Annotated in this window: 12 protein-coding genes; 5 read left to right on the plus strand and 7 right to left on the minus strand. The window is 56.1% G+C overall.

Annotated elements, in window-relative coordinates; translation table 11 throughout:
• On the plus strand, window positions 1-496 hold a 496-nt coding region (locus ENTHG_RS09095; protein ID WP_044179199.1), incomplete at its 5' end, for a L,D-transpeptidase family protein.
• Between the two features lie 63 nt (window positions 497-559).
• Here the strand turns inward: ENTHG_RS09095 and ENTHG_RS09100 are convergent.
• From ENTHG_RS09100 to mntR, 6 genes are all read right to left on the minus strand, one after another.
• Window positions 560-1,615: an aldo/keto reductase gene (locus ENTHG_RS09100; RefSeq protein ID WP_044178189.1), complete on the minus strand. Its 1,056-nt coding sequence runs from the start codon at window positions 1,613-1,615 to the stop codon at window positions 560-562.
• 99 nt (window positions 1,616-1,714) lie between these two features.
• The gene (locus ENTHG_RS09105; RefSeq protein WP_044178192.1) at window positions 1,715-3,238 is read right to left on the minus strand and encodes an efflux transporter outer membrane subunit; all 1,524 of its coding nucleotides are present in this window, start codon (window positions 3,236-3,238) and stop codon (window positions 1,715-1,717) included.
• A gap of 1 nt (window position 3,239) precedes the next feature.
• Entirely contained in the window at window positions 3,240-4,811 is a 1,572-nt protein-coding gene (locus tag ENTHG_RS09110) for a DHA2 family efflux MFS transporter permease subunit (protein WP_044178195.1), read from the minus strand.
• Entirely contained in the window at window positions 4,808-5,914 is a 1,107-nt protein-coding gene (locus tag ENTHG_RS09115; RefSeq protein ID WP_044178199.1) for an HlyD family secretion protein, read from the minus strand. Before ENTHG_RS09115 ends, ENTHG_RS09110 begins: the two co-directional genes overlap by 4 nt.
• A 100-nt stretch (window positions 5,915-6,014) precedes the next feature.
• The gene (locus ENTHG_RS09120; RefSeq protein WP_044178202.1) at window positions 6,015-7,124 is read right to left on the minus strand and encodes an anion transporter; all 1,110 of its coding nucleotides are present in this window, start codon (window positions 7,122-7,124) and stop codon (window positions 6,015-6,017) included.
• A complete protein-coding gene (gene mntR / locus ENTHG_RS09125) occupies window positions 7,121-7,588 on the minus strand; it encodes a manganese-binding transcriptional regulator MntR (protein WP_044178204.1) in 468 nt (155 codons plus the stop codon). The genes ENTHG_RS09120 and mntR overlap by 4 nt, the downstream gene beginning before the upstream one ends.
• A gap of 191 nt (window positions 7,589-7,779) precedes the next feature.
• On the opposite strand from mntR, the gene mntS reads away from it, so the two are divergent.
• Complete coding sequence (gene mntS / locus ENTHG_RS09130) at window positions 7,780-7,908, plus strand: manganase accumulation protein MntS (protein WP_044178207.1); 129 nt, start codon at window positions 7,780-7,782, stop codon at window positions 7,906-7,908.
• A gap of 277 nt (window positions 7,909-8,185) precedes the next feature.
• Window positions 8,186-9,769: a phosphoethanolamine transferase gene (locus ENTHG_RS09135; RefSeq protein WP_044178210.1), complete on the plus strand. Its 1,584-nt coding sequence runs from the start codon at window positions 8,186-8,188 to the stop codon at window positions 9,767-9,769.
• 61 nt (window positions 9,770-9,830) lie between these two features.
• On the opposite strand, the gene ompX is transcribed toward ENTHG_RS09135, so the two are convergent.
• Window positions 9,831-10,343 (minus strand): outer membrane protein OmpX, encoded by a 513-nt coding sequence (gene ompX, locus ENTHG_RS09140; RefSeq protein WP_044178213.1) that lies wholly within the window; start codon window positions 10,341-10,343, stop codon window positions 9,831-9,833.
• Between the two features lie 353 nt (window positions 10,344-10,696).
• On the opposite strand from ompX, the gene rhtA reads away from it, so the two are divergent.
• Complete coding sequence (gene rhtA, locus ENTHG_RS09145; protein WP_044178216.1) at window positions 10,697-11,584, plus strand: threonine/homoserine exporter RhtA; 888 nt, start codon at window positions 10,697-10,699, stop codon at window positions 11,582-11,584.
• A 294-nt stretch (window positions 11,585-11,878) separates the two neighbouring features.
• A complete protein-coding gene (dps, locus tag ENTHG_RS09150; protein WP_044178220.1) occupies window positions 11,879-12,382 on the plus strand; it encodes a DNA starvation/stationary phase protection protein Dps in 504 nt (167 codons plus the stop codon).
• Window positions 12,383-12,472: the final 90 nt, after the last annotated feature.

The raw sequence follows: 12,472 nt of genomic DNA on the forward strand, positions 1-12,472 counted from the left end.
AGAACGTAAGAAAGCAGGCCCGACCTGGACGCCGACGGCAAAAATGCATGCTGAATATGCCGCCGCAGGCCAGCCGTTACCTGCCGTCGTGCCCGCCGGCCCGGATAACCCGATGGGCCTGTACGCACTTTATATTGGCCGCCTGTATGCGATTCACGGTACCAATGCCAACTTTGGTATTGGCCTGCGCGTCAGCCACGGCTGCGTGCGTCTGCGCAACGACGACATTAAATTCCTGTTCGAGAATGTGCCGGTCGGCACCCGCGTCCAGTTTATTGATGAGCCGGTAAAAGCCACGACCGAGCCGGATGGCAGTCGCTATATCGAGGTGCATAACCCGCTGTCGACCACCGAAGAGCAGTTCACCGGCGGCGAAATCGTTCCTGTTACGCTGACCAAAGCGGTTCAGACGGTGACCAACCAGTCTGACGTTGATCAGAATGTGGTTGAGCAGGCCGTGCAGAACCGTTCCGGGATGCCGGTACGTCTGAACTGATAGCCTTTGCTCAAGATGATTAAAAGGGGCCGCATGGCCCCTTTTTGTTACCGTCAAAACGCCCTATTCAGATTTCGAGGACTGCTGCGCAAGCTGGTTGCGGCGGTATTCACCCTGGCGTTCCAGCATCCAGCCGGGGTATTCCCGCGGCAGCGCGCTGACGGCGTCAAGCTGGCGCAACTCGTCGTCACTTAAGCGGATAGCGGTAGCGGCGATATTGTCATCAAGCTGCTCCGGGTGTTTCGCGCCGATAATCACGCTGCTGACCACCGGCTGATGCAGCAGCCAGGCCAGCGCGATCTGCGCCACCGACACCCCTTTCGCCTCGGCGATATGCCGCATGACATCGATGCAGTCGAAAGCGCGCTCCTTATCGACCGGCGGGAAATCAAACGCCAGGCGTCGGCTCCCCGCTTCGCCCTTACCGTCCCGGCTGTACTTACCGCTAAGCAGACCGCCCGCCAGTGGGCTCCATACCATCAGCCCCACCTTCTCGCTTTGCAGCATCGGCGCCAGTTCGCGCTCAAGGTCACGTCCGGCGAGGGTGTAATAGGCCTGCAATGAGGCAAAGCGCGCCAGCCCCAGCCGTTCGGAGATACCCAACGCTTTGGCTATCTGCCACGCCGACCAGTTCGACACCCCGATATAGCGCACGTGACCGTGCTGCACCAGGTTATCGAGCGCGTAGAGCATCTCTTCCATCGGCGTGGCCGGATCGAAACCGTGCAGCTGGTAGAGATCGATATGATCAAGCTGCATACGGCGCAGGCTCTCTTTCACGCTGCTGATAATGTGGTAGCGCGAGCTGCCGCGAGAGTTAACGCCCGCGGTGCCGGTCTCGCCAAACACTTTGGTGGCGACTACCACGTTTTCGCGCGGCACCTTAAGGTTTTTCAACGCCTGGCCGGTAATCTGCTCGGATCGCCCTTCGGAATAGACGTCGGCGGTATCGATAAAATTGATCCCGGCATCCAGAGCGCTGCCGACGAGACGATCGGCCTGCGCCTGATCGAGCTGACCAATTTTACCCCACATACCGCTTTCGCCGCCGAAGGTCATGGTGCCGAGGCACAGTTCAGAAACAAACAGACCGGTATTGCCCAGTTTTTGATAACGCATTGACGTCTCCTTATGCTGTTGGTTGACGCCTATAGTTATACGCAATCCCGGGCGGGGGCGAATGTGGCGATCCTGTCTGTTTCTTGCCCAATTCTCTCTTTAGCCGCGCGGCGCGTCGCCAAATACCTTGTAGTCCGGCATCTGCACCTGCTGATAAGGCTCCCAGCCGCCGCCAAGGGCCTTATAGAGCGCCACTAAATCCAGGCTGCTCTGCACCCGCGCCTGGGCGCGCTGCTGTTCGGCCTGCGCCAGCTGCCGCTGGGCGTCCAGCACATCAATAAAGGTGGCGATACCCTGGCGGTAACTGTCGCTGGCAAGATCGAAGGCGTTTTGCGAAGCCTCAATCGTTTTGTTCAGCCCCGCTTCCCGCTGCTGATCGGTACGGTAGCTGACCAGCGCATTCTCCACGTCCCCCAGCGCTTCCAGCACGGTCTGACGGTAGTTCAGCACCGCCGCGCCCTGCTGCGCGCGGGCCAGCTTAACGCTGGACACCAGGCGGCCGCCCTGGAAGATGGGGATCGAAATCTGCGGGCCGAAGCTGTAAAAATGGCTGCTCCAGTCGGTCAGCCAGTCCGCCTCGCTGTTGCGCAGGCCGAACTGGCCGCTCAGCGTCAGGTCAGGGAAAAGCTGGGCCACGGAGACGCCAATTTGCGCCGTCGCGGCATGCAGCGTCGCCTCTGCCTGGCGCACGTCAGGACGCCTGCGCGCCAGGGTGGAAGGGATACCGGTCGGCACAATCGCAGGCAGCTTCGGTAGCGGCTGTTTGCTACGCAGTTCACTGTCCAGCGCGCCGGGCGCTTTGCCCAGCAGAATAGCCAGCGCATTCATCGCCTGGCGCTCCTGCGCCTGATACTGCGGCAGCTGCGCCTCCAGGTTCCCCACCTGAGCCCGGGCGTTTTCTACATCCAGCTGCGGCGAGAGGCCGCCCCGCTGGCGGTTTTCGGTCAGCTCAAAGGTTTGCTGCGCGGTATCGATCTGCGTTTGCAGCGTATCGATGATGCTCTGCGCGCCGCGCAGCTGCAGCCAGGCGCGCGCCACTTCCGCCTGCAACGATACCAGCGCATCGTTACGCTGCTCGATAGCCTCCTGCTGCTGCGCCTGCGCCGCCTCGACCTGGCGACGCACTTTGCCCCATAAGTCCAGCTCCCACTGGGCATCAAAACTGCCCTGGTAGAGATTAACCGGCTGGGTCAACGCGCCCAGCGCGCCAGAAATAGCCGGGTCGACATCGTTTAGCTGGTCGTATACGCCGTGGGATTTGAGTTCACCTTCAAGCCCAAGCTGCTGGCGCGTGGCCTGCAAATTACCGTTAACGGCAGGCAGGAGCGCGCCGCTGGCCTGGTTTATCTGCTCGCGCGCCCCGGCGATGCGCAGCACCGTCTGCTGCAGCGACAGGTTCCCGGCAATGGCGCGCTCGATCAGGCTGTTAAGCTGGGGCGAATTAAAGGTCGTCCACCAGCGAGGATTAACCGCCTGCGGCGCGGTATGGGAGGCGACGCTATTGTCCGCCTGGTCATTCCAGCGCGCGGGGGTCTGTGGAACCGGTGGCTGGTAGTCAGGGCCAACCGCGCAGCCCGCCAGACAGAGTGAAAGAAACGTTAAAGAGATACCACGCCTGGACATATTAATGTGCTCCTGCGCTGCCTTCGCTCTTAATCGGCGAGAGCAGTAAACAAAACGGAATCAAGAGAATGGCCACCACGCTTAACAGGGTAAAGACGTCGATATAGGCCAGAAACCGCGACTGCTCAATCATGGCTTTATACATCTGCCCGGTCGCGGCGCTCAGCGGATCGCCCGTCAGTGAGGTAAAGTTGCGAATCGCCTCGGCGGTTGAGCGGATCGCCTGCTGAAACTGCTCGTCAAAAGGCGTCGCGTGGTACGCCAGGTGGGCGCTGTGGGCCTGCGAGCGTTCGGTAATGGCCGCCGTAGAGAGCGAGATGCCTATCGAACCGGCGACGTTACGGAACATGGTAAACAGCGCCGCCGCGTCGGCATTAAGCTGGCGCGGAATGGTAATAAAGGCAATAGTGGTAAGCGGCACGAACAAAAAGCCCAGGCCGATTGACTGCGCGCTGCGAAACAGCACCAGCGTCTCGAAATCGATATCCGGCGTGAGCGACCGCGACCACCAGAAGGCCGCCCCCAGGCAGAAGAAGCCGAAGGCAATAATCCAGCGGGTCTGCACAATGGGCATCAGTTTCAGCACCAGCGGAATGGTCAGCACGATCAGTACCGCGCCGGGGGAGAGCACCATTCCCGACCAGGTGGCGGTATAGCCCAGGTCCTGCTGCGCCAGCTGCGGGATCACCACTGAACTGCCGTACAGAATCATCGCCATTCCCGCCATCAGCAGGCTGGAGACGGCAAAGTTTTTATCCGCCATACAGCGTAAGTCGACCACCGGCTTTTTGGCATACAGCAGCCAGTAAATCGCGCCGATGATGCCGATAAAGGTCAGTACCGCGAAGGTGCGGGTGAAGTCAGAGGCGAACCAGTCTTCATCTTCCCCCCGGTCAAGCATCACCTGCAGGCAGCCCAGCCCCAGCGCGATAAGGCTGATACCGGCCCAGTCGACAGAGAGCTTCTCTTCGGATTTACGCTCCCACGGCGGATCTTCCAGCAGCTGGTAGATAGCCAGCACCGTCACAATGCCCACCGGGATGTTAATAAAGAAGACCCAGCGCCAGGAGTAGTTGTCGGTGATCCAGCCGCCAAGCGTTGGCCCCAGCACCGGCGCAACGATAATCGCAATCGACGAGAGGCCAAACGCCTTGCCGCGATCTTCTGGCTTGAAGTAGTCGAGCAGGACGGACTGCTGCGTTGGCTGCAGACCGCCGCCAAAAAAGCCCTGCAGAATACGAAACAGAATGATCTGCCACAGTTCGGTGGCGATCCCGCAGAGAAAAGAGCAGACGGTAAACATCACAATGCAGATCAAAAAGAACTGCTTGCGGCCAAAAACCCGGCTGAGGAAGGCGGAGATAGGCAGCACGATGCCGTTGGCGACAAGGTAGCTGGTCAGCACCCAGGTGGATTCGTCATAGCTCGCAGAGAGCGAACCGGCGACGTGCGGCAGCGCCACGTTAACGATAGTGGTGTCGAGGATCTCCATAAAGACCGCCAGCGTGACCACCCACGCCACGGCCCAGGGATTGCTGGCGGGACGCCAGTTCTGATGACTGGCGTCCGTCATTCCAGAGTAACCTTCGGTTCAACTGAAAGGCCCAGCGGCAAAGGTTGGTTTTGATCCAGCCCTTTATCGATGACGATTTTTACCGGGACACGTTGGACAATTTTGACAAAGTTGCCGGTGGCGTTTTCCGACGGGAAGGCGGAGAACTTCGAACCGCTGCCCTGCTGAATACTGTCGATATGCCCTTCCAGCTCCATATCCGGGTAAGCATCTACCGTCAGGCTGACTTTATTGCCGGGGCGCATACGCTCCAGCTGGGACTCTTTAAAGTTGGCAACCACCCAGATCTGCGGCGATACCAGTGAAAAGAGCGCCGTCCCCGCCTGCACCAGCGTGCCGGTCTGCACGTTACGTTTGGTGACGAAACCGTCAAATGGGGCACGCACTTCGGTCCAGGAGAGATTTAGTTCGGCGGTTTCCAGCTGCGCTTTCGCCTGATCGACCTGGCGCTGACGCGCTTCGACGTTGGTCTCCTGCTGGCGGATCTGTAGCTGTACCTGATCGGCGACTTCGAGCTGCGCCTGCGCGCTCGCCAACTGGGCCTGGGCGCTGCGTAACTGCGCGTTGGCACTGTCGATGTTCTGCTGCGTGGTGGCGCGGGGGTCAACACCGCGCTGGCGTTTATAGGCGGCCTGAGCGTTCGCCAGATCCGCCTGCGCTTTTAATACCTGCGCTTTGGCTTCATCGCGCTGCGCCGGATACTGCACTTTCGACAGCGCCAGCTGCGCTTCAGCCTGATGCAGTTGCGCGGTCGCCAGCCCCAGCTGCGCCTGTGCCTGATCGCGTTGGGCGGCGGCATCACGGGGGTCGATGACCACCAGCAAGTCGCCTTTTTTCACCCGCTGGTTGTCTTTTACCCGCAGTTCGGTGACGTAACCGGCCACTTTTGGCGCGATGGTCACCACGTCGCCGTCGGTAAACGCATCGTCAGTGGTCTCTTCATTGCGGGTCATAAACCACCAGACCAGCGCCACGATAACCATCACCACCACCACAATACCCAGGATGATGAGCGGTTTCTTACCGGGGCGTTTGCGATTTTCTTTTTCTTCGGTTTGCTGCCCGTTCTCCGGGGCGTTTGAATTTTCTGCCTTATCTGCCATAGCTCGCAACAATCCTGTCAGTAAACGGCGTCACAGTTACGCCGTTTACTAAAGTTAGAAGCTAGCTATACATTTGCCAGGATAAACTGACAAATCAGCACTATCTGAAAAAAAGCAGCCCGTAACCGACCAGCGCCGCCCAGAGCAGCATCGGTAATGACCAGAGATGAAAGCGCCACCAGATACGGCGGCTGTTAGCCATCCGAAGCGCGATGAGGTTTGCAAGCGAGCCCGGCAGCAGGCCAAAACCGCCCACGTTTACCGCCCAGGCCAGCAGCGTGTCAGGGTGAACGTAGTTGAGCAGCAAAATGGTCGCGGGTACATTACTGATAACCTGCGACAGGCCAATCGCCGTAAGCCACAACCCCGCTGGCGAAAGCTGGCCGGTAGCGTTGAGAAGCGAATGCAGCGCCGGCAGCTGGGTTAGCAGGTGAACATCGATAAACATCAGCATGAACACCAGCAACAGCGTCCAGTCCACACTCAGCACCACCCTTCTTGCCAGCAGCAAAAAGCCCGCCGCCACCAGCGCCAGCCCCCAAAGTTCCTGCTTAAGTTCGAGCGCGGTCAGAAAAACCAGATAAAAACCCAGACAGCACCACACCAGGCGCGGCTGCCACTTGGGGCTTTTCGCCCCGCTATGGTAATTAAGCGTTTTATTGGGAAAAACGAACCAGCACAGCGCCAGTAAGGTTGCCATCATTGCCAGCGCCAGCGGCGCCATCTGGCCGATGAAGGCCATAAACGACAAGCCTGAGCGCCCCCACAGCAGGATATTTTGCGGATTGCCGATGGGGGTGAGCAGCGATCCGGCGTTGACCGCCAGCGCTTCGAAAATAATCAGCCGGTTAACGGGGATTTCGCACAGCTTCTTTAAGGTGATGGTCAGCGGCACAACGATAAACAGCGCCACGTCATTGGTCAGAAAGGTAGAGAGCACCGCCGCCGACAGCACCATAAACATCGCCAGCCGCCGCTCTGTGTGAAAGCGCCTGACCGCGCGCCGCCCCAGCACGTCAAAATACCCGCTTAGCTCTACGCCTTTGGTCAGCAGCATCAATCCGCTCAGGGTAATGATAGTGTGCCAGTCAATGGCGTTTGGCCACCCGGCGGGCTTAAAGGGAACGGCAAATGCGAGACCAACGCCAATAACCAACAGCAGCTGTAAAAAGCGATCCCGCGCCAGGGCGCGAACAAACGGCAGGCTCATTCCGACTGCGACCTCTGTTCAGTAAACAGACGAAAGCATGCCAGCGTCTCTTCGCTGACGTGATGCTCCATCCCCTCCGCATCCCGGCGGGCCGTATCCGGGCTGACGCCAAGCACCAGCAGAAAACTTTCAACGATTTGGTGACGCTCGCGGCTGGCCTGCGCCAGCTTCTCCCCTTCCGGCGTCAGAAACACGCCGCGCCACGGAATCTGCTCGATAAGCCCAACCGAGGCTAAACGTTTTAACATCTTGGCGACGGTCGGCTGGGAAACGCCAAGCCGCGCCGCCATATCCACCTGCCGCGCCTCGCCCACTTCGCGGATCAGATCGGAGATCAGTTCAACATAGTCATCGATCAGTTCGCGGCGGTGCGCCTCGCGTACCTGACGAAAGCCTTCCACATGCTCTTCAACATTTACCAGCGTCACTTTTTTTAATGTTTGCTTACCTGCGCGACGGTTCATTGTGCTTCCTCTGAGGTGTGACGCGATACCTGCATCATATAGAGATGGCGCATTGTAAACCATACGTGAACCAGCACAAAAAATTAACGTTTTAGCCATAGCTATACAATATAGCCTGTGCTATATCTGTATGTAATACAGTCACCCCTTCATGGATGGTCGGGTCAGGATCGCTCAGTAAGGAGGTCACGATGAATGAATTTAAGAGGTGCATGAACGTGTTTACCCACTCCCCCTTTACCGTGCGTTTGCTGTTGCTCAACATGCTGTGCGACATCTTTAACGGCAAACCGCAGTCGGACGATACATCTTCTCATTAACGCGGCGTCGCGGTACGCCGCTTCATCTTCCTGTCATCTTCCCGCGTTATTCTTGCCGTCACGGCGATTATTTTCACTTATTTGTTTGATTTGTAACCGCCCTCCCAAAACGAACCGGCCTCAGGTGTTGACGTGACACGCGGCTAACTTTATCTTTGCGCAGCCCTGCACACATTGCGGCTCGCAGAAGCGGACCTCCTCCCCTCTCCACGCACAGTCCGGCAGGTTTTGACCCTTACGCCAGGGTGAGCACATGGCGTTTTCGTGATAGTTACCTATGAGCACAATTGTTAAAGAGACGCTTGCCTCTCGTCATCAGGCATTAAGTCCGTGGCCCGCCTTCTATTTTTTACAATCACTTTTAATTAACTACGCTCTCGGTTACCCCTTTAGTCTTCTTTATGCGGTGGTCTTCGCCAGCCTGATGTGGGTGCTGTGGCGGCATGCGCCACGGGTACAAAAAGCGCTGATTGCCCTCTGTTCGCTGGTGGCCGCCTGCTATTTCCCTTTTGGGCAGGCCTACGGCGCGCCAAACTTTAATACCCTGCTCGCACTCCACTCCACCAATATGGAAGAGTCGACGGAAATTCTGACCATTTTCCCGTGGTATCACTATGTCGTTGGCCTGTTTATCTTCGCGCTGGGGGTGGTTGCCGTGCGCCGTCGCGCCTCAGGCCCGACGGCGTGGAAAAAATGGGATACGCTGGGGGTGCTGTTTTTTATCGCCGCCTATTTTATCGGGCCGGTGCAGAATGCCATCCACGGCTTTACTTTTAAGCTGATTGATACGGGCATCCCGGTGCTGCGCTTTGTGCGTGACGTGGCGGTGAATAACCAGGAGGTGATGGAAGAGCAGGCGAATATGGCTCAGCTCGCCAGCATGAAAGACAGCTGGACGGTTACCGCGGTGAAGCCGAAGTACCACACCTACGTGGTAGTGATCGGCGAAAGCGTCCGGCGCGACGCGGTGGGCGCGTTTGGCGGCCACTGGAACAACACCCCTTTCGCCAGCCAGGCTAACGGCACCTTCTTCCTCGACTATATCGCCGCCAGCGGTTCGACGCAGAAATCGCTGGGTTTAACGCTCAACCGAGTGGTTGACGGCAAGCCGCAATACCAGAATAACGTGGTGACGCTGGCGAACCGGGCCGGTTTTCAAACGTGGTGGTTTTCTAATCAGGGGCAGATTGGCGAATACGATACGGCGATCGCCAGCATCGCCAAACGCGCCGACGAGGTGCAGTTTCTGAAAAGCGGCGATTTTGAAGCGGATAAAAACACCCGTGACGACGACCTGCTCAAATTGACCAGCCAGGTGCTGGCAAAGCCGCGGTCGCAGACGCAGCTTATCGTACTGCATCTGATGGGCTCGCATCCGTCAACCTGCGAGCGCTCCGGCGGTAAATACAGCGAGTTTGTGCAGTCAAAAGAGACCTCTTGCTACCTCTATTCCATTACCAGCACCGACGAACTGCTGGGCAAACTCTATTCGCAGCTGGTCAATGCCAAAGAGAGTTTCTCTATGGTCTATTTTTCCGACCACGGTCTGACATTCAGAGAGCGGGGAACAGAGTCGCAGTATCTGGCGCACGATGACCTGTTTAAGCAGAATTTCCAGGTGCCATTTATGGTGCTGTCGAGCGATGATACCAGGCATCGCCTGATCAAGGCCCGCCGTTCGGCGAATGATTTTCTGAGCTTTTTTTCGCAGTGGACGGGGATTTCCGCCGCGCAGATTAAAAATTCTTACCCGTTCATGTCCGAGAAAAAGGCCGGGCCAGTCTACGTTACCAACTTTAAGTTACAGAAAGTTGACTACACTAAGCTGGCGACGGATATTTTTGACACCCGCAGCCGCTAACTCGCTGGGTTGAAGGCAAAAAAAATCCGCCACATGGGCGGATTTTTTATTGCCAGCCGAATTAGAAGCGGTAGCCGACGCCTGCGATCCAGGTGCCAACGTCAACGCTACGGATACGGGACTGCTCATAGGAGAAGTCCAGCGCAACGTTTTCCATCGGGTTGAACTGCAGACCTGCGCCGTAGGAGAAACCGTAGTCGCTGGTGTCAGAGGTTTTAGCAGTATCAACAGTTTCCTGGAATTTACCGTAGCCGACACCCACTACGCCGTAGATGCTGGCCCAGTCGTTCAGACGCAGAGCCGGGCCTGCGGTCAGACCGTAGTACTGGCCTTTGTTGTAAGCGCCGTTTTCAAAGCGGTCTTTTTCAGTGTAAGTAAAGGAACCGATAACGCCCAGCGGGTTGTTATCCTGCTCGTAGCGGTATTTCAGGTTGAAACCGTTAGCTTTGTTTACCACGCCCTGAGCATCGCTCTGCGCGTAACCGCCGGAAACGGTAGAGGTTGCTGCAACTGCGGAACCTGCGGATACGGCCAGAACAGCGGCCAGTGCTGAAAGACATGCAATTTTTTTCATAACCACCTCAAATGTGCTTCAAGTAAATCCTAAGTTTTAAATATATCAAAAGTTGTCAGGAAACTCTTTGAGATTAGCGTTGTCTAAAGGCGGTTTTCATGTAACAGAACATTTCTTTACAAGGATAACCCTTTCAAAAAACAGCGCTTTTCCCGGATATCGCACCATTATGCGGGCAACGCCCCGCTATGTTCATCCAGAATATTCCTAATCAGACAGGTTAATTAACCAGCAGATGCCTCTTACTTTACATCAAACTGGCGAATGATTTTCAACAAAGGCTAAACCAGACGGGGCTAATTCAAGTAGACTGCCTGTTTTACATTAGTTGACCCAGATTGACGGGAGAAAGGATGCCTGTATTGTCTCGCAAGACGCCGGTATGGCTGCCGATTGTGGTGTTACTTATTGCGATGTGTTCTATTCAGGGCGGCGCGTCGCTGGCGAAATCGCTCTTTCCACTGATAGGCGCGCCGGGGGTGACCGCGCTGCGCCTCGCGCTGGGAACGCTGATGCTGGTGGTGGTTTTCAAACCGTGGCGCTTACGCTTTACCCGCGAACAGCGTTTACCCTTGTTGACCTATGGGATTTCGCTGGGCGCGATGAACTATATGTTCTACCTCGCCATTCAGACGGTGCCGCTTGGTATTGCGGTGGCGCTGGAATTTGTCGGGCCGCTGTCGGTGGCGCTGTTTGGCTCCCGACGCGCCGTAGATTTTTTATGGGTTATCCTGGCGGTACTGGGGCTGTGGTATTTATTACCTCTGGGTGACAGCGTTTCCCATGTAGATTTAACCGGTGCGGCGCTGGCGCTGGGTGCCGGTGCATGCTGGGCCATTTATATTATTTCCGGCCATAAAGCAGGGGAAGAACATGGCCCCGCTACGGTTGCCCTCGGCTCCTTAATAGCCTCGGTCATTTTTGTTCCGGTTGGGGTAATGCAGGCAGGAGATCTATTATGGCACTGGTCGGTATTACCGTTGGGCCTGGCAGTGGCGCTGCTTTCCACGGCCCTTCCCTATTCATTAGAGATGATTGCCTTAACCCGTCTGCCCACCCGTACCTTTGGTACGCTTATGAGCATGGAACCCGCCCTGGCCGCGCTCTCAGGCATGTTTTTCCTGGGGGAAACTTTAAATTTTCAACAGGTTGCAGCGCTAATGTGCATTGTCATCGCCTCAATAGGCTCTACCTTAACCCTGCGCCGGGACAGTAAAATAGCTAAAGTTGATATTGAATAAGCGAACCATTCAGCATGATCCTGCGGTCATGCTGAATATTCATGCATACTTTCTCTTTTACCACTTAATATAATCTGCGTTATCTGAATATATATTTCCGTGGAATTATCACCAATAATTATTAATCTTTCTCTTATTGACGGCTTTTTCTAAAATATATTACAAAAAGTGTCATTATATGTGCCCTCGTTGCTATTAGAGCAATAGGAATATTCAAATCGGCAATCTCAAATCTGCTGCTATACTTAGTTTCAGCAATTACCTGGGACACAAACATCAAGAGGATATGAGATTATGAGTACCGCTAAACTGGTAAAAAACAAAACGACTGATCTGCTTTATACCCGTAACGATGTAGCAGACAACGATAAGAAAGCGACCATTGAGTTGCTGAATCGCCAGGTGGTTCAGTTTATTGACCTGTCGCTGATCACCAAACAGGCTCACTGGAACATGCGCGGCGCTAACTTTATCGCCGTTCATGAGATGCTTGACGGATTCCGCACCGCGCTGGTTAACCACCTTGATACCATGGCAGAACGTGCCGTGCAGTTAGGTGGCGTCGCGCTGGGCACCACGCAGGTTATCAATAACAAAACCCCGCTGAAAAGCTACCCGCTGGATATTCACAGCGTTCAGGATCACCTGAAAGAGCTGGCCGACCGTTATGCTGTTGTTGCAAACGACGTTCGTAAGGCTATCAGCGAAGCGAAAGACGAAGATACCGCAGATATCTTCACCGCGGCTTCACGCGATCTGGATCAGTTCCTGTGGTTTATCGAGTCTAACATCGAATAAACCATAAGCGTTTAGCATGACCTCTCCGGCCTTCTGGCCGGAGAGTCTGCACTTAAAGAGTGCAACCCTTTCCCCCTGCTTCCCCTCAAC

Source organism: Phytobacter massiliensis JC163, from assembly GCF_000321045.1.
Lineage (GTDB): Bacteria > Pseudomonadota > Gammaproteobacteria > Enterobacterales > Enterobacteriaceae > Phytobacter_A > Phytobacter_A massiliensis.